This window comes from Curtobacterium sp. TC1, from assembly GCF_019844075.1.
Taxonomy (GTDB): domain Bacteria; phylum Actinomycetota; class Actinomycetes; order Actinomycetales; family Microbacteriaceae; genus Curtobacterium.
In genome coordinates this window covers 421,128-437,500 of the sequence record NZ_CP081964.1, presented here as the reverse complement: position 1 = coordinate 437,500, position 16,373 = coordinate 421,128, and the positions used below count along the sequence as shown (strand labels likewise).

The 16,373-nt window shown below is 71.9% G+C and carries 17 protein-coding genes; 6 read left to right on the top strand and 11 right to left on the bottom strand.

The genetic code is table 11. The annotated features are described in order from the left end of the window. Window positions 1-89 precede the first annotated feature (89 nt). Complete coding sequence (locus tag KZI27_RS03260; RefSeq protein ID WP_222659302.1) at window positions 90-695, bottom strand: hypothetical protein; 606 nt, start codon at window positions 693-695, stop codon at window positions 90-92. Between the two features lie 83 nt (window positions 696-778). Further along, window positions 779-2,062, bottom strand: coding sequence for an MFS transporter (locus KZI27_RS03255; protein ID WP_222659301.1), 1,284 nt, complete (start codon window positions 2,060-2,062; stop codon window positions 779-781). An 81-nt stretch (window positions 2,063-2,143) separates the two neighbouring features. On the opposite strand from KZI27_RS03255, the gene KZI27_RS03250 reads away from it, so the two are divergent. After that, window positions 2,144-3,022 (top strand): LysR family transcriptional regulator, encoded by an 879-nt coding sequence (locus KZI27_RS03250; RefSeq protein WP_185021243.1) that lies wholly within the window; start codon window positions 2,144-2,146, stop codon window positions 3,020-3,022. A 125-nt stretch (window positions 3,023-3,147) separates the two neighbouring features. Here the strand turns inward: KZI27_RS03250 and KZI27_RS03245 are convergent, their stop codons facing one another. From KZI27_RS03245 to KZI27_RS03220, 6 genes are all read right to left on the bottom strand, one after another. Next, on the bottom strand, window positions 3,148-3,942 hold the full coding sequence (locus KZI27_RS03245) for a hypothetical protein (protein WP_222659300.1): 795 nt from the start codon (window positions 3,940-3,942) through the stop codon (window positions 3,148-3,150). Beyond that, window positions 3,932-4,471 carry an RNA polymerase sigma factor gene (locus KZI27_RS03240; protein ID WP_222659299.1) on the bottom strand — a complete coding sequence of 180 codons (540 nt, stop codon included), beginning with the start codon at window positions 4,469-4,471 and terminating at the stop codon, window positions 3,932-3,934. The genes KZI27_RS03245 and KZI27_RS03240 overlap by 11 nt, the downstream gene beginning before the upstream one ends. A gap of 123 nt (window positions 4,472-4,594) precedes the next feature. After that, complete coding sequence (locus KZI27_RS03235) at window positions 4,595-4,858, bottom strand: hypothetical protein (RefSeq protein ID WP_222659298.1); 264 nt, start codon at window positions 4,856-4,858, stop codon at window positions 4,595-4,597. Beyond that, on the bottom strand, window positions 4,855-5,514 hold the full coding sequence (locus KZI27_RS03230; protein ID WP_261784053.1) for a DUF308 domain-containing protein: 660 nt from the start codon (window positions 5,512-5,514) through the stop codon (window positions 4,855-4,857). The genes KZI27_RS03235 and KZI27_RS03230 overlap by 4 nt, the downstream gene beginning before the upstream one ends. Before the next feature lie 146 nt (window positions 5,515-5,660). Beyond that, window positions 5,661-7,628, bottom strand: coding sequence for a lectin-like domain-containing protein (locus KZI27_RS03225; protein ID WP_222659296.1), 1,968 nt, complete (start codon window positions 7,626-7,628; stop codon window positions 5,661-5,663). 110 nt (window positions 7,629-7,738) lie between these two features. After that, window positions 7,739-9,382, bottom strand: a complete 1,644-nt coding sequence (locus KZI27_RS03220; RefSeq protein ID WP_261784051.1) for a glycoside hydrolase family 13 protein — start codon at window positions 9,380-9,382, stop codon at window positions 7,739-7,741. A 124-nt stretch (window positions 9,383-9,506) separates the two neighbouring features. On the opposite strand from KZI27_RS03220, the gene KZI27_RS03215 reads away from it, so the two are divergent. The 5 genes from KZI27_RS03215 (at window position 9,507) to KZI27_RS03195 (ending at window position 13,291) form a co-directional block, all read left to right on the top strand. Next, complete coding sequence (locus KZI27_RS03215) at window positions 9,507-10,064, top strand: NADPH-dependent FMN reductase (RefSeq protein ID WP_123310704.1); 558 nt, start codon at window positions 9,507-9,509, stop codon at window positions 10,062-10,064. Between the two features lie 88 nt (window positions 10,065-10,152). Further along, entirely contained in the window at window positions 10,153-10,665 is a 513-nt protein-coding gene (locus KZI27_RS03210; RefSeq protein WP_222659294.1) for a MarR family winged helix-turn-helix transcriptional regulator, read from the top strand. A gap of 102 nt (window positions 10,666-10,767) precedes the next feature. Then, window positions 10,768-11,274 carry a Dps family protein gene (locus KZI27_RS03205; RefSeq protein ID WP_111086918.1) on the top strand — a complete coding sequence of 169 codons (507 nt, stop codon included), beginning with the start codon at window positions 10,768-10,770 and terminating at the stop codon, window positions 11,272-11,274. 8 nt (window positions 11,275-11,282) lie between these two features. Then, the gene (locus KZI27_RS03200) at window positions 11,283-12,083 is read left to right on the top strand and encodes an SDR family NAD(P)-dependent oxidoreductase (RefSeq protein ID WP_222659293.1); all 801 of its coding nucleotides are present in this window, start codon (window positions 11,283-11,285) and stop codon (window positions 12,081-12,083) included. Between the two features lie 14 nt (window positions 12,084-12,097). Beyond that, window positions 12,098-13,291 carry an NAD(P)/FAD-dependent oxidoreductase gene (locus KZI27_RS03195; RefSeq protein WP_222659292.1) on the top strand — a complete coding sequence of 398 codons (1,194 nt, stop codon included), beginning with the start codon at window positions 12,098-12,100 and terminating at the stop codon, window positions 13,289-13,291. Between the two features lie 99 nt (window positions 13,292-13,390). Here KZI27_RS03195 and KZI27_RS03190 read toward each other — a convergent pair whose 3' ends face one another. The 3 genes from KZI27_RS03190 to KZI27_RS03180 all read right to left on the bottom strand — a co-directional run bounded on the left by KZI27_RS03190 (window position 13,391) and on the right by KZI27_RS03180 (window position 16,312). Further along, window positions 13,391-14,470 carry an alpha/beta fold hydrolase gene (locus KZI27_RS03190; protein ID WP_222659291.1) on the bottom strand — a complete coding sequence of 360 codons (1,080 nt, stop codon included), beginning with the start codon at window positions 14,468-14,470 and terminating at the stop codon, window positions 13,391-13,393. Between the two features lie 71 nt (window positions 14,471-14,541). Continuing rightward, the gene (locus KZI27_RS03185; protein ID WP_222659290.1) at window positions 14,542-15,417 is read right to left on the bottom strand and encodes an SMP-30/gluconolactonase/LRE family protein; all 876 of its coding nucleotides are present in this window, start codon (window positions 15,415-15,417) and stop codon (window positions 14,542-14,544) included. Window positions 15,418-15,478: 61 nt separating this feature from the next. Beyond that, the gene (locus tag KZI27_RS03180) at window positions 15,479-16,312 is read right to left on the bottom strand and encodes a DUF1206 domain-containing protein (protein WP_222659289.1); all 834 of its coding nucleotides are present in this window, start codon (window positions 16,310-16,312) and stop codon (window positions 15,479-15,481) included. Window positions 16,313-16,373 lie beyond the last annotated feature (61 nt).

Here is a 16,373-nt window from a genome sequence, read left to right as displayed (position 1 = left end):
GGGCGTCGTGATCGTCGACGCGGAACGACTTCGTCGACGTCGTACGACATCGAGAGTCTCGTTCGGGGTCGGCGTTCGCCGCGCCCGCGTCAGCAGTCGTCGGTGCGCGTCGGGTACGCCGTGATGACGCGGTCGGTGGTGGCGGAGACGATGACCTTCACGAACGGGTCGTCGTCAGGGCGCGAGCCGTCGTCGAACCGTACCGGCGCCGCGTAGCAGACCTTCCCGTCGCCGGAGTCGACCGGGAACCCGTCGCGCGACGAGACCAGCGCCGTCTGCACCGCCGTGAGCATCGCGTCGTCCCAGTCGCGCGAGCCGTGGCCCGCGACGACCCCCTGCCAGTCGGCGGTGTGCCGCTGCCGGATGTGCTCGTAGCCCTGCGCCGACGTGCCGCACTGCAGGGTGACCCGGCCGAGCGCCGCGGTGTCGTACTGGGCGACGGCCGCCTGGGTCGTGGAGTCGCACCGTGCGAGGGCGGCGTCACCAGGGAGGTCCGGCCCGGTGCGGGTGATCGTGACGGTGCCATCGCCGGAGGCGGTTGCAGCGTCGGTCGGCGTCCCCGTCGTCGTACCGGCGCCGATGGTCGGGTCGTCCGCGCCCTGCCGCGCCGTCAGGAACAGCCCGCCGGCGAGGAGACCGGCAGCCACCACGGCCGCGATCCCGGTGATGACGGGACGGTCGTGGTTCTGGGGCACGCGCCCAGTATGCCGGGAGTGCGTCGCGGACGACGGAAACAGGTTCCGGGGACAGGACGGTCGGACGGGAGGCCCGCCCCGCGTCAGGCGCGCGCGGCCAGTCGGGTGCCGGCGATGACGGCCAGGACTGCGACGAGCACCACGTACCCGATCAGGACGGGCAGGGTCGGGATCACCAGGAGCGCCGCCCCGACGGCCACGACCGGCACCGTCAGCCCGGCGTAGGCGATGAGGAACGTGGCCGCGAGCACCCCGCCCCGACGCTCGGGACCGACCAGGGCTCCGGCACTCGCGATGCTGGCCCGGAAGAGCAGCCCGACCCCGGCGCCCGCCACCACGCCACCGCCGATGAACCCGGCGACCTGCAGCAGGACCGCGGCGACCGCCAGCACCGCCAGGCCGCCGACGAGGAGCACCATGCCGAGCCGGATCTGCGCGCGCTGCGACAGACGGGCGAAGACGATCTGCGACACGGCACTCGCCGCGAACACCCCGAAGGTCGTCGCACCGGCCGCCAGTCGGTCGGTGACGTGGAAGGTGGTGCCGAGGAACGTCGGGGCGACCGAGGTGAAGAGCCCCTGGACCGCGAGGGCTGCGAACGCCGCGGCGCCGGCTGCCCAGAACGCGGCGGCCTTGCCCTCCGGCGCCTGCATGCGCTGCGGGCGGTAGGCCACGCGGGTCTCGGGCCGGGCGACGGTCTCCGGGACGACGAGGACGAGCACGAAGGCCACGGCCAGGGCGACGACGAACACGACGTACGGCACCATGAGCGGCGCTCCGACGAACTCGGCCAGTGCACCACCGACGAGGGCGCCGAGCGACAGCCCGCCGAGGTTGACGGCGCCCGCTGCCACGCTCGCGCCCTTCGCCGAGTCGGACGAACCGGTCGCACGGACCCGGAGCTCCCCGAGGTGGGCGGTCGCCGTGGCGGTGAGCGTGCCGACGCCGAGACCGGTCACGAGACGCGCGACGATCAGGCCGGTGACGTCGTTCCAGACCAGGAACAACACGGCGGCGACGAGTTCGAGCGCGATCGACACCAGGATGAGCGGCTTCCGCCCGTGCACGTCGCTGAGGTGTCCTGCCAGGTAGAGGGACCCGACGACCCCGACGCCGTACGCGGCGAAGATGATCGTGGTGGTGAACGTCGGGAAGCCGTCGCGTGCCTGGTAGATGACGTACAGCGGTGCGGGGACGGTCGCGAAGGCCATCACCGACAGGAACGCGAAGGCGACGGCCCAGAAGCCGAAGCCGTGGCGCCGACGGGTGTGCGCGCGACGGCCGCGCGGGGCCGGGACACGCTCGCTCACGGGAGCGGTGGCGGTGGCGGCGAGAGCGCCCGTCGGGGTGTCGGTCACGGTTGACATGCTCCGATGATCGCGCGGCTCGACCATCGAGTCCAACGGATGCTCTTGATGTCAGCAATCGATCCGATCGATGATGGGAGCATGGAGACCCGCCTGCTCGAACAGTTCGTGACCGTCGCCGCCGAGGGCAGTGTGACCCGCGCGGCCGAGCGGCTCTGGGCGGCGCAATCCACGGTGTCGGCGGGGATCGCGTCGCTCGAGCGGACGTTCGGCGTCCGGCTGTTCGACCGCACCGGGCGGCACCTCGTGCTGACGACCGCCGGCGAGGACCTGCTCCCCCACGCCCGCGCCGTGCTGGAGTCGCTCGACCGGATGCGTGACCTGGCGACCGTGGACGACGCCGACCTGCGCGGACGGGTGCGACTGGGCATCTTCACGAGCATGGACATCGTCGACCTGACCGGCGTCCTGCAGCGGTTCCGGCGGCGGCACCCGCTCGTCACCGTGGAGCTCATGACCTCGCCGTCCGGGACGACCGGGCTCGTGCAGGACCTCGTCGCCGGGCGGCTCGACCTCGCGTACACGGGGCTGCCGACGGTGCCCGCCGGGGTGGTGGTCGAACCGCTGCGCGAGATGCCGTTCCGGGTCTTCACGGCGTCGGACCACCCGCTGGCCGGGCGGCACTCGGTGTCACTCGCCGAACTCGCGGACGAACCCTTCGTCGACACCGCACACGGGTTCGGCAACCGGATCATCCTGGACGGCGCACTCGAACGGCTCGGGATCCGTCGGCGGATCGTCGCCGAGATGAACGACATGCCCGCGGTGATCCGGTTCGCCTCGGCAGGGCTCGGCGTCGGGGTCGTGCCGGACTCCGGGGTGCGGCACGACGGAGCGGTCCTGGAACTCGAGGACACGGTCGAACCGCTCCGCATCGGCCTGGCGATCCGCACGAGTCCGGAGCCGAACCGCGCGGTGCGCACGCTGGCGCGCGACCTCGTCGCTGCGCGCGTCGTGTGACGCTTCGTGAGCAGGAATGGTCGGGTCGCGGCGCGTGAGGTGACCGTTTCTGCTCACGATCTGCGGTGGTCGCCCCACCGGCGGACAGGAGGCCCGTGGCGGGTCCGCCACGGGCCTCCCGGCCGTCAGTCCCCCCAGATCTCCCCGACGACAGCGGGCAGCAGCCCGTTGGTCGGGAAGTTCGACTGGTCGATCTGCACCCACGTGTCGCCGCGGGTGTACATCGTCCTCGCCCAGTCCGTGCCGTACATCGGAACCTGCTTCGTCTGACTGCAGGTCCTGATGCCGTCGACGACCTCGCACGTCGGGTTCCAGCCGTCGAACAGTCCACGCTCGCTCGCCGCGATCTGCTCCGGCGTTCCGGTACCGACGGTGATCGCCAAGCCGCTGATGTCGGTCCGTGGGTCCTTCCAGAGGCAGTACAACTTCGTCGGCGCCGTGTCCGGATCGACGTCCGGCTGGACTCCCGGCGCCGCCGTGTACTCCGGCGGGAGCCCCTCCTCGGGGGGTTCCACCCGCATGACCGGCGTGTCGCCGAAGAGGCGGTCGTAGTCGGACGCGGGCACCAACGCACGGCACTCCGTCGGGATCGTGGCGGTCGTGCTCGGCGCTGTCGGGGTGGCGGTGGCCGTGGGGCGGGGCGTGCCGGTGATCGGCGCGGAACTCGGGGTGGTGGCCGTCGGCGAGGGCTCGGGCGCCTGCGTCTGGGTGGGCGCAGCGGCGGGAGTGTCCTGCTGCGAGAGCGTCAGGGCGACGGCTCCGGTCGCGGTGCCCACGGCCAGGAGCGCGACGACACCGATGACGATGCCGGATCGGCCACGACCCCGCCTCGCCCGCGGGGTGGCGCGCTCGAGGACGTTCTGCTTCATCGAGACGAGCATGCGCTGCAGGTCGTCTCCCTCGGGAGGTTCAGTGTTCATCGTGCGTCACCACCTTCTTGAGTCGGCGCCGGCTGCGGGAGACCCGCTGCGTGACCGCCCCGACGCTCAGGCCGAGCATCTCGGCGGCCTCGGCGTAGGAGTAGCCCTCGAGCAGGCAGAGCTCGCAGATACGGCGGTCGGTCTCGGGGAGCGCGGCGATCTCGTCACGCACCCACCGCAGGAGCTCCCGCGCTTCGTCCTGGTCGGTCGGTGCGGCGAGGTGCTCGGGCAGCTCGTCCGCCCGCCGCCGGGCCTGCTTGCGGCCGGTGTTGAACGCGTGGTTGCGGCAGACGACGAGCAGCCACGGCAGCACGGTGTCCGCGGGGAGTTCGAGCGTCACCGCGCGCTGCCAGAGGGTCAGGAACGAGTCCTGCACGATCTCCTCGACGTCCGATCGGTCGTCGACGAGGGCCCAGGCGTACCGGGTGAGCGTGGCCGCGTAGCGGTCGAACACCCGTGCAAGCGCACCGGTGTCCCCCTGCGCGATCGCACGGACGAGTCCTTCGTCCGTGTCGGTGCCGGTCGTCACGTCCACATCCCACCTCCTTCACCCAGAGGTGTCGGCAGGACCCGCGATCCTGACAGGACCGTGGCGGAAACGTGATCCCGGGCGTGTCCGCACAGCGATGCGCGCGACGGCGCACGCGGTGGATCAGTGGAAGTCGTCGCCCTCGCCGTCGCCGGGCGTCTTGTGCCCGCCGAGCATGTCGTTGTCGTCCTGGTCGCTCGTCGACGCGAGCTGGAGCATCGCGAGCACGACGACCACCACGATGAACGCGATGCCGAGGAAGATCACGGCCAGCTGCAGTTCCCGCGTCGAGAACAGCACGACGAGCCCGGTGAACACCGCGATGATCGCGGAGATCCCGAGGAGCTCGATCGGGCGCAGACGGTCACGACGGCTGGGGGTGGTCATGCGTGTGGTGCTCCGTCCGGGGCGACGGCCGGCGTGGCCGTACCCCACTTGTGCGAGAGGCCGGCGATCACGTGGAAGACCGCCGTGATGGCGAGGTAGGCGCCGAGCAGGCCGACCAGCACGATCGAGGCGTCGAGGGTGCCGGTGACCTGTTCCACGCCACCGAGCTGCTGCGAGTAGTCCGGCGGGGTGACGAGGAACGCGACGGCGAGCAGCAGGGTGAGCGCACCGATCGTGGTCCAGTCGCGCGCGAAGGGGGAACGTCGACGGGCACGCAGCCCCTGTGCCAGCTCGAGCGCCCCGGTCAGCACGGCGAAGGCCACGATGATCGAGATGAACGCCGGCAGCCCGAGGCCGTTGCCGGCGAAGCCCGCCACCGCGGCGAGCAGGGTGATGACCGCCTGCAGCAGCGTCGTGCGGCGTGACCGTCCGTCGAGCGGGAGACGCGCGACGCCGGCCCACAGGAGCACGAGACCATCGACCAGTGCGAAGCCGGCGAACAGCAGGAGGCCGTAGCCGGCGGCGTGGTTCGTCGAGAAGGTGATGACGAGCGCGACGACCGCGGCGGGGACGGCCCGGAGGATCGGGATCGGCCAGTACCGCGCGCGTTGGGTCGCCTCGTTCACGGTGGTGGTGGCGTCCACGGTGTCGGACACGGGACCTCTTTCAGGCATGCGGTTCGTGAGATCGATCCTACCGCCGCCGTGAGAGCCGCCCGACCGCCATGGGTCCGGCAGCACTGAGGATGCTCGAATGCCCGGTCGGGGCGGCGTCGGCCGAGCGACGCCGCCCCACCGCCGGATCAGGCGCGACGCTGGTCGTCCGGCGCCGCCGTCCGCCGTGCGCGCCGACGAGCGAGCCACCAGCAGGTCGACCCGGCCGCGACGACCACCCCGGCGAGCGCGGCGAGCAGCCCGAGGTCCTCGACACCGGTGTAGGCGAGGGCACCCCGCATGGCCTGCGGCCCGGCGTCGGGAGCGGGTCCACGGGTGTTCCGGTCACCGTCGTCACCGCGGGGAGCATCCGGCACCGACGCCTCGACGTCGTCGTCGGGACCGGGTGCCGGAGAGGCGGACGGGCTCGGCACCGGGCCGCCGTCGCCCGCGTCGTCCTGTTCCACGACGATCGCGACCTCCGTCGACGGGTCGCCGCCGTCCGGGTCCGTCGGGGAGGTCGCCGTGGCCACGTTCACCACGTCGGACCCGTCCCCCTGGTAGTCCGGATCGAGCACGGCGCGGAGCCGGAAGTCGTGGGTCTCCCCCATCGCGAGTGCGATCTCGGACCGGCAGGTCACCCGCTGTCCCTCGGCCGTGCAGCCGTCGTCGGACCCGATGAACCGCATCGCCGCGGGCAGGTCGTCCACCGCTCCGACCTGCTGGGCGACCGAGGGCCCACGGTTCCGTGCGGTCACGGTGTACTCGACCTCGTCACCGGGCGCGACGGTGGACGGCGACACCGTCTTGTCCGTCTCGACGTGTGCAACGACCGGCGGCAGGGCGACGGTCGTGCTCGCTCGCGAGGTGTTGTCCGACTCGTCCGTGTCGGACAGCGACGTCGGGGGCGCGATGGTCGCGACGCTCTCGAGCGGCCCCTCGACCCCGTCGGCGATCCGTCCCTCGATCGTCACCACCGCGGACCCGCCGCGGGGCAGGCCCAGGTCGGTCGCCACGTCGCCCTGCCCGGATGCGGTGGCGCAGCCGGAGCCCGACGCCGGTTCGCAGGTCCACGTGGCGTCCTGGATGCCGTCGGGGACGTCCACCTGCAGTGGGCTGGGGTCGGCGGCGTTCGGACCGGGGTTCCGCGCCGTGACGGTGTAGCGGACGGGTGCCCCGGCGACCGCGGTGGCGGGCAGGTCGTGCTCGACGGACAGGTCGGCGGGCTTCCACACCCGGAGGGCGTCGACCTCGTGGTTGTCCACGTGACTGCCCGTCGCGCCGGCGAACCCGAGGCGGAGGGTGGCCGGCAACGGCGTCTGGTCGTCCCCGTGCAGGGGGACCGCGTCGAGCACGGTGCGCATCGTCGAGCCCACCTGCAGCCGGACGGTCATCGAGAGTTCGCCGGCGTCGCCCGGCAGCAGCGTGATGCGGACCTTCCGCGGCGTCGATCCGTTCGTCACCGTGCCGCCGGGAGCGGGAGCCCCGGCGACGTACCGGTAGCCCTCGATCCCGTTGCCGGAACCGCGCACGACGACGTGGTCCGGCTGGGCTCCCGGCCCGGACGCGTTGATGCGCGACGAGAAGTTGCCGTAGTGGTCGATCGCGATCCCGGCGAACCCACCGGGGACACCGGGCAGGTCGCACAGTCGCCCACCGCCCTCGGTGGACTCCTTGCGGCAGGCGTACCCGAGCCCGGCGCCGAACGACCCCACGCCCTGCGCAGCCGCGCCGTCGGCGAGGTACAGGAGCAGGCCGTCGGCCCCGGGGTCGTCCTTCGCGGTGTGCATCGCGTAGGTGAACTCGATCTCGAGTCCGGTGTCGGAGGGGAAGGTGTCGTTCGTCGACCAGGCGCCGGCCTGGTTGCGGACGTCCTCGGTCAGGCGCAGCCGTCCGCCGGCGACGGTGGCGTCACCGTGCAGGGCTCCGCCGGAAGCGCTCGAGAACTGGTTGACGTACGGGAAGTCGAGAGTCGCCGCGCTCGACCCCGCTGGCAGGATCGTCGGGGCCGCGAGGACGGCGAGCGCGGTCAGTGCGGTGCACGCCGCTGCGAGGCGGCGGGCCACCCGCGGCCGGGACGGACGTGGGACGGGTGCTGGAGCAGTGGGTTCTGTCATGCCCCGATCGTCGCGAGCCGGACGTCACCGGACGGCGGGCAGGAGCCGATCTGTGGAACGCCGCCACGGGCCTCCTGGCTGTGGAGGAAGGACCACCGGAGCTGGACTGCTCAGGCCAGCCACACCGTCGTCTCGCCCGGCAGGACACCGGCCGCGTCACCGAGCGGACCGGACGCGACCACGACCTCCCCCGACGGCATCGGCACCGGTGTCGACCCGAGGTTCGTGACCGACCGCCACCCGTCGTGCCGGGCGAAGGCCACGACGCCGTCGCCGGACTCCAGCCAGGTGAGCTCCTCGCCCCGCTGCAACCGTCGCCGGGCCGCGAGCGCTGCGCGGTACAGGGTCAGGGTCGACGATGGGTCGCCGTCCTCCGCCTCGACCGACGACGCGCCGGAGTCGGCGGGCTGCGGCAGCAGCGGCGCGACGTCGCCGAAGCCGAACGACGGCCCGGAGGTCGTCCACGGGATCGGTACACGGCACCCGTCCCGACCCTTCACGGTGTGTCCGGAGCGCAGCCACTTCGGGTCCTGCAGCCGGTCACGCGGGATGGCGGCGGCTTCGTGCAGGCCGAGCTCCTCACCCTGGTAGACGTACGACGACCCGGGGAGGGCGAGCATCAGCAGGGTCGCGGCGCGGGCTCGGCGCAGTCCCCGCTCCCGGTCGAGCTCCGGCGTGGTCCCGTCCGTCAGCAGCCACGCATCGGTGTCGGTGCCGTCCGGCAGGCCGTAGCGGCTGGCGTGCCGCACGACGTCGTGGTTCGACAGCACCCAGGTGCTCGAGGCGCCGGACTGCTCGGACGCTGCCAGGTTCCGCTCGATGATGCTCCGGAAGGCGGGTGCCTCGAACGGCGCTTCGAGCAGGTCGAAGTTGAACGCCTGTCCGAGTTCGGTGGGCCGGGCGTACAGGACGCGTCGCGGTGCGGGCGCCCAGGCCTCGGCGACCGCGGCCCGGGGCGGGTCGTACTCGTCGAGCACGGTGCGCCAGGATGCGAAGATCTCATGCACCTCGTCGCGGTCGTACAGCGGGTCGGAACCGTCGAGCGGCAGTGCGTGCTCGTTCGATGCGCGGTACGGCGTCGACAGGTCCTTCGCCAGGCCGTGTGCGACGTCGACCCGGAACCCGTCGACCCCGCGGTCCGACCAGAAGCGCAGCGTGTCCTCGAAGTCGGCGCGGACCTCGGGGTTCGACCAGTCCAGGTCGGGCTGCTCGGGCGCGAAGAGGTGCAGGTACCACTGGCCGTCGGGGACCCTCGTCCAGGCGCTCCCGCCGAAGTTCGACACCCAGTCGCTCGGCGGCAGCGCTCCGGAGGGACCGCTCCCGTCGCGGAACACGTACCGCGCCCGTTCCGCCGACCCCGGCGCGGAGGCGAGTGCCGCCCGGAACCACTCGTGCTCGTCCGAGGTGTGGTTCGGCACGATGTCCACGATCACCCGGAGGTCGTGCTCGTGCGCTGACCGGAGCAGGGCGTCCAGGTCGTCGAGCGAACCGAGTCGCGGGTCGACCGCCCGGTAGTCGGCCACGTCGTACCCGCCGTCGGCGAGGGGCGACGGGAAGAACGGGGAGAGCCAGAGGGCATCGACACCGAGGGACGCCAGGTACGGCACACGGCTCGTGATGCCCGCGACGTCACCCAGGCCGTCGGCGTTCGAGTCCGCGAAGCTGCGTGGGTAGACCTGGTAGACGACGGCGTCGCGCCACCAGTCCGGGTTCGTCGTGCGGGGCGTGCTGGCCGGCGTCCGAAGCGTGCTCACGTCGCCACCGTACCCAGCCGAGCACACACCGGGCACGGATCGGGAATGCCTGACGACGTGACAGCATTGGTTGTCGCTGACACCTTTCCGCCCCAGTACAACGTCCAGAACGAGAAGGATCACCATGACGAACGTCCTCGCACTCGTCGGCAGCCTGCGCGCCGACTCCATCAACCGCAAGCTCGCCGAGGCCGCGGCCCACCACGCGCCGGAGGGCATCGAGGTCACCACGTTCGACGGCATCGTCGACCTGCCGTTCTACAACGAGGACATCGACGGCGACACCCCGCCCGCCGCGGCCGTCGCCTTCCGTGACGCGATCGCCGCCGCGGACGCCGTCCTGCTCGTCACCCCCGAGTACAACGGCACGATCCCGGCCGTGCTGAAGAACGCCCTCGACTGGGCATCGCGTCCGTTCGGCGCCTCGCCGCTGTCCGGCAAGCCGCTCGCCGCCATCGGTTCGGCGTTCGGCCAGTACGGCGGCGTCTGGGCCCACGACGACGCCCGCAAGGTCGCCGGCATCGCCGGTGCGAAGGTCCTGGAGGACGTCAAGGTCGCGATCCCGCAGTCGGTCGTCCGCTTCGCGGAGACCCACCCGCGCGAGGACGCCGAGGTCACCACGCTCGTCCAGGGCGCACTGACCGCGCTCGCCGACGCGTCGACGGAGCAGGCCGCCGCGTAGTCGACCAGGGTGCGGTCGGCCGTGCGGTCGACCGCACCCACAGGAAGTCGCTAGACAGCCTCCATACGAGACGGACTAGCCTGTGCCAATGGCAACGCAGGAGATCACCGAGGCGTCCGGGTACTGGTTCCCCGACGACGACGCGACCCAGCGCGGGGTCGCCGTGCTCAACGCCCTGCGACGCTACCGTGCCGCAGAGACCGCGATGCGCCGTCGCACCCGCGACTCGATGGGCATGGGCGAGACCGACCTGCTCGCCGTGCGCTTCCTGCTGCAGGCGCAGCGCTCGGGCCGCAGCGTGAGCCCGAAGGACCTCGCCGCCTACCTCAAGATCTCGTCCGCCTCGACCACGATCCTCATCGACCGGCTGGTGAAGTCGAACCACGTGCGCCGCGATCCGCACCCCACCGACCGCCGTGCACTCGTGATCACCCCGACGACCGAGACCGACGACGAGGTCCGCGCGACCCTGGGCATCATGCACCGCCGGATGATGTCCATCGCCGAGGGGCTCCCTGCGTCCGACGCCCGCATCGTCGCGTCGTTCCTCGAGCAGATGCGCGGCGCCGTCGACCAGGTCGACCCGGCCCCCGCGCACTGAGCCGCCACCCCCGGGGGACAGCGCGGTTCCGTGCGCACTGAGAGTGGACTCGGCCGCGGCGCGTAGACCGGAGTGGTCACCGACGCGAAAGGAGCCACCACCATGCACGCTTCGGACAAGATGGCCAAGAACCTCCAGGCGGTCCTCGTGGACCTCATCGACCTGCACCTCCAGGGCAAGCAGGCCCACTGGAACATCCTCGGCACGAACTTCCGCGACCTGCACCTGCAGCTCGACGAGATCGTCGACGCCGCACGCGAGTTCGCCGACGACACCGCTGAGCGCATGCGCGCCCTGTACGCCGTGCCGGACGGACGCTCGAGCACGGTCGCGGCGTCGAGCCACCTCGACCAGTTCCCCGACGGCGAGATCACGACCCACGACGCCATCGACCAGGTGACGCTCCGCCTCTACCAGGCGACCGGCACCATGCGCGATGTGCACGACGAGGTCGACGAGGAAGACCCGACGACCGCGGACCTGCTCCACGGCTTCATCGAGCGCCTCGAGCAGCTCGCGTGGATGGTCTCGGCCGAGAACCGCGCGCCGAGCACGCCGCTGGCCTCCGCCACGACGCCTGCCGTCGCCGACGCCTCGGCGCACGCCTAGGGGACCGAGTGGACCTCGGCATCCAGGGCAAGACCGCTCTCGTCTTCGGTGCCGACTCCGGCATCGGCTGGAACACGGCTCGCATCCTCCTCGCAGAGGGTGCGACCGTGGTCGTGAGCGACCTCGACCAGGCACAGCTCGACAACAGCGCCGACCAGCTCGAGGCGCCGCTCGGCAAGCTGCACGCGTTCGCCGCGGACGTCACGAGCGCCGCGAGCCTGGCTGACCTGCACGGCAAGGTGCGGGACGCCGTCGGTGCGATCGACATCCTGGTGCAGTCCTCGGGCATCACCGGCGCGCAGGGCCTGTTCCACGAGATCGACGAACAGGGCTGGGCCGACACCATCGACGTCGACCTGATGGGTCCTGTCCGCATCACGCGCGAGTTCATCGGCGACCTGCGGCAGGGCGGTTGGGGCCGCATCGTGTACCTCGTGTCCGAGGACGCGTCGCAGCCCTACGACGACGAACTGCCCTACTGCGCCGCGAAGGCCGGGGTCCTGTCGTTCGCGAAGGGCCTGTCGCGCACCTACGCGCGGGAGGGCGTGCTCGTGAACACCGTCAGTCCGGCGTTCATCCACACGCCAATGACGGACGCGATGATGAAGAAGCGCGCCGAGGAGACGAACCAGAGCTTCGACGACGCGATCACGAGCTTCCTCGACGAGGAGCGCCCCTACATGGAGCTGAAGCGCCGTGGTGAGCCGGAAGAGGTCGCGAACGTCGTCGCGTTCCTCTGCTCCGACCTCGCGAGCTTCGTCAACGGCTCCAACTACCGGGTCGACTCCGGCTCGGTCGCCACGATCTGACGCCGGGAGGCACCGTGACCGACTACCGATACCTCATCATCGGCGGCGGGATGGTCGCCGACGCCGCCGCCCGCGGCGTCCGCGAACTCGACGCCGACGGCACGATCGGCATCCTCAGCGAGGACGTCGACCGGCCCTACGCCCGCCCGGCCCTGTCGAAGAAGCTGTGGACCGACCCGGACTTCAGCTGGGACGAGAAGGTCGACCTGCACACCGAGGAGACCGGGGCGTCCTTCGTCCTGGGCACCGCGGTGACGGGGATCGACCGTGCCGCGAAGACCGTGACCACGGCCGACGGTCAGACCCACGGGTACGAGCGTCTGCTCATCGCCACGGGCGGCAAGCCCCGTGGGCTGCCCGGTCTTGCACCGTCGGACCGTGTGCTCGACTACCGCAGCGCCGACGACTACCGGAAGCTCCGCGAGCTCGCCGACGCCGGGGCGCACGTGGTCGTGGTGGGCGGCGGCTACATCGGCCAGGAGATCACCGCCGGGGTCGTGCAGAACGGTGCACGCGTCACCCTGGTCGACCCGGACGAGGTCGTGGGCGGACGGATGTTCCCGGACGACCTCGCGCGCGCCTTCCAGCAGCGCTTCGTCGACGCCGGCGCCGACCTGCGACTCGGCCGCCGGGTCGAGTCCGGCACCCAGACGCCGGACGGGGTCACGCTCACCCTCGACGACGGCTCCGTGCTCGAAGCGGACGCCGTGGTCGCCGGACTCGGCATCGAGCCCGCCACGCAGCTCGCCGCCGACGCCGGCTTGACCGTGCGCGACGGCATCGTGGTCTCGTCGACGCTGCTGACCGACGACGACTCGGTCTTCGCGGCCGGTGACGTCGCCGAGTACCCGGACCGGATCCTCGGGACCCGACGGGTCGAGCACGTCGACAACGCGCAGCAGCAGGGTCGGCAGGCCGGCCGGAACCTCGCGGACGCCGACGAGACCTACGACCACACGCCGATGTTCTACTCCGACGTCTTCGACATGGGGTACGAGGCGGTGGGGCAGGTCTCCACCAAGCTCCGCACCGTCGAGGACTGGCAGGACCCCACGGTCACCGGCGTCGTCTACTACCTGGACGACGACGACCTGGTGCGCGGCGTGCTGCTGTGGAACGTGTGGGACAAGACCGACGAGGCCCGCAAGGTCCTCGCCGAGGCCCACGCGCTGACGCCCGACATGCTGACGGGCCGCATCACGGCCTGACCGGCAGGCTGGTCGCCGTGGACGCGACCGACGGGAGGCCCGGTGCCGGTTCCGCGAACCGGCACCGGGCCTCCCGTGCGCCGCGTGCAGTGCCCGGCGTCAGCGGGTCGGGTCGGCTTCGGGCGCGACCGCGTCGACGACCGCCTTGCGGTCGGCGGGGTCGACCGGCAGGTCGTCACCGTCGGCCATGGCGACTGCGTGGGCGGACTTGGCCGCCTCGAGCGTCTCGTCGTCGTTCTTCGCCATGCCGACCAGCTCGACGAAGCGCGACTTGACGAGCATCCACGCCTCGCTCGGGCTCAACCGTGACAGGTCGGACGCCGTCGAGTCGTCGCGCACGCGCTGCAGCGAACCGACCCCGCGGTCCGGCAGGCGGTGGTCGACGTGCGCGACCGCCAGCCGGGCGACCGCGTCGGCCTGGGCGTGCATGACCGAGTGGGCGCCGTCGACGACCTCGCGCAGCACGGCGTAGGGGAACACCCGCGCGAGCCGACGGATCCAGTCCCGCGGGACCATCGCGTCGTGCTCGCCGCGGACGATGAGGGTGCGCGCCTGCACGTGGGCCGCGCGTTCCTCGATCGGGAAGGCGATCATCCGGGGCAGCACCTTCGAGAACCAGTGCCAGCCGCACAGCGCGTACGCGGTGATGCCGTGCCAGCGGACCGCCGAGGGCTCGTGCAGTGTCGACCGCAGGAACCGGAACGCGGACTGCCGGACCGTGCGCGCGTGCGAGTCCACGACGGGGCTGATGAGCACGAGGTCCGAGATCTCCGGGTGACGCGCCGCGACCTCGGTCACGACCTGGGTGCCCATCGAGTGGCCGACCAGGACCGGGTCGACGAGGCCGAGGTCCTCGATGACCTTCTCGACGGCGTCGGCGTACCGCTCGATCGACCCCTTCCCCCGGAACCGCGGAACGCCCGCGAATCCGGGCAGGTCGAGCGCGTGCACCGGGCCGTTCTCGTTGAGGTGCGGGGCGAGCCGCTCGTAGTACGTGGCCGCGATGCCGAGGCCGGCGACGAGCAGGAACGCCCGCTCCCCCGGCTCCCCGACCGAACTCACGCGGACGTAGGTGCCGTCCACCGCGACCCGGTCCACCTCGACGGTGACGTCGGCGTCCTCCGCCTTCGCGAGTTCACCGCCGGGGTCCGGGGTCGCTGCCGTGCGCTCGTCGTTCACGTGGGTCTCCTCGGGTCGGGCGAGCGCCCACGATACCTGCGGACCCCGCCGCAGCGTGCACTCCCGCCCGGTCAGCCGCTGAAGGTGTTCGCGGGGAACCCGTGCACCCGGGTCGGCACCGCGAGGATCGCCCCCGAGGACGGGTGCTGCTCGAGCTGCTCCTCGGTGAGGTTCTCCCGCGCCGAGGCGACGAACAGGGTCGACATGTCCGGGCCGCCGAAGGCCACCGACGTCACGTTCGGGGTCGGCAGCTCCACGGTCTCGAGGTGCGACCCGTCCGGGCCGTACCGCTCCACCCGGCCGCCGCCGTAGATCGCGCTCCAGGAGCAGCCCTCGTCGTCGCGGACCAGACCGTCGTGCGCGTGGCCGACGACGAACGGTTCGAGCTCGCCGAGTACGCCGTCAGGACCGTAGGAACCGCGGTAGATCGTCGACGCGCTCGTGTCGGTGACGTACATCACGGTGCCGTCGTCCGACCACTCGAAGCCGTTCGTCACGCCGAAGCCGCCACGGAGCAGCCGCGTCGTGCCGTCGGCCTCGACCGAGTAGAGCGCGCCGTCGGGTTCCCCGGTCGTCAGGTTCATGCTGCCGACCAGGAACCGGCCGAACGGGTCGCACTTGCCCTCGTTGAACCGGAGGCCGGCGGTGGCGTGCTCGACGCGGGTGAGTTCACGTTCGATCGCCCCGTGCTCGTCGGTCACGACGACGGTGTCGCCGAGGGCCGCGACGAACCCACCGGACGCCCGCGGCTGGAAGCTCGCGAGCGGCGGCGGGAGCGGGACGGTCGACACGACGGTGCCGTCGGCCCGCGCGGTGACGAGCGTGCCGAGGGTGATGTCGGTCCACCGGAGCAGCTGCGCCGACGGGTCCCACACGATGCTCTCGGCGAGGACCGCCCGGGTGTCGGAGAAGACGGTCGCGGGTCCGGTCGTCACGCTGGTGCTCATCGGACCGGTCTACCGGCGCCGGCTCCGTGCTCCCTCAGCCGGACCGAGCTCGCCCGGCACGTCAGAGGCGGGCGTACCGCGCGCGGAAGAAGCTGTAGACGCCGAAGGCGAGGAACCCGATGCCGATCGCGACCAGGACGAACACGCCGCCGGGCATCGAGCGCACCGCGTCGAACGCTGCGTCGAGGCCCGTCGCCTGATCGGGGTCGCTCTGCAGTCCGGCCACGCCGATGAGCACACCGACGATGACCACGGCGATGCCCTTGCCGACGTACCCGACCACCCCGAGCACGGTGACGACACGGTCGAGCTGGCCCGACGGTCGCGTGATCTGCTTGCGGAACGACCGGCGGCAGCCGATCACGACGAGCCCGATGCCGACCGCGACCGCGATCGCGCCGGCGAGGAGCAGCACGAACACCCCACCGGGCGTCGCGAGGGTCTTCGCCGCGGCGCTCTGCGACGAGCTGCTGGAACTCGACCCGGCGCCGAGGGCGTACGAGGCCGACGAGTACGCGATGATCCCGTAGACCACGGCCTTCGCGACGTCCTTGAGCCGGGCGAGCCAGCCCCGGGTGGAGTCCGAACGGCCGCCGACGATCGCCTCGACGACGAGACGCACGGTGAGTGCGGCCGTACCGATCGCGATCAGCCAGAGCAGGAACACCCCACCGGGCACGGCGGCGATCTGCTGCAGTGCTCCGGACTGGTCGGTCTCACCGCCGGAGGACGCGTTGCCGACGCCGAGCAGGATCGCGAGGTACCCGATCAGCAGGTGGACGATGCCGCTGCCGACGAAGCCAGCGCGAGCGGTCAGCTCGAACCAGCGGCTGTCCGCCGCTCGTCGGACCTGTCGTCCGGTCTGCCGTGCTGCCTGCTCTGCCGTGTCGCTCATCCGGTCAAGCGTGCCCGACGCGGGCCGGTCTGTCCGGGCCGCGCCGGGCTGTGGCGCTGCC

What these genes read in the sequence shown, in the direction of transcription:
- KZI27_RS03225 (WP_222659296.1), bottom strand. Translation starts at nt 7,628, where the DNA reads ATGACAGAACCCACTGCTCCAGCACCCGTCCCACGTCCGTCCCGGCCG.
- KZI27_RS03205 (WP_111086918.1), top strand. Translation starts at nt 10,768, where the DNA reads ATGCACGCTTCGGACAAGATGGCCAAGAACCTCCAGGCGGTCCTCGTG.
- KZI27_RS03215 (WP_123310704.1), top strand. Translation starts at nt 9,507, where the DNA reads ATGACGAACGTCCTCGCACTCGTCGGCAGCCTGCGCGCCGACTCCATC.
- KZI27_RS03255 (WP_222659301.1), bottom strand. Translation starts at nt 2,062, where the DNA reads ATGTCAACCGTGACCGACACCCCGACGGGCGCTCTCGCCGCCACCGCC.
- KZI27_RS03180 (WP_222659289.1), bottom strand. Translation starts at nt 16,312, where the DNA reads ATGAGCGACACGGCAGAGCAGGCAGCACGGCAGACCGGACGACAGGTC.
- KZI27_RS03245 (WP_222659300.1), bottom strand. Translation starts at nt 3,942, where the DNA reads ATGAACACTGAACCTCCCGAGGGAGACGACCTGCAGCGCATGCTCGTC.
- KZI27_RS03210 (WP_222659294.1), top strand. Translation starts at nt 10,153, where the DNA reads ATGGCAACGCAGGAGATCACCGAGGCGTCCGGGTACTGGTTCCCCGAC.
- KZI27_RS03250 (WP_185021243.1), top strand. Translation starts at nt 2,144, where the DNA reads ATGGAGACCCGCCTGCTCGAACAGTTCGTGACCGTCGCCGCCGAGGGC.
- KZI27_RS03185 (WP_222659290.1), bottom strand. Translation starts at nt 15,417, where the DNA reads ATGAGCACCAGCGTGACGACCGGACCCGCGACCGTCTTCTCCGACACC.
- KZI27_RS03235 (WP_222659298.1), bottom strand. Translation starts at nt 4,858, where the DNA reads ATGACCACCCCCAGCCGTCGTGACCGTCTGCGCCCGATCGAGCTCCTC.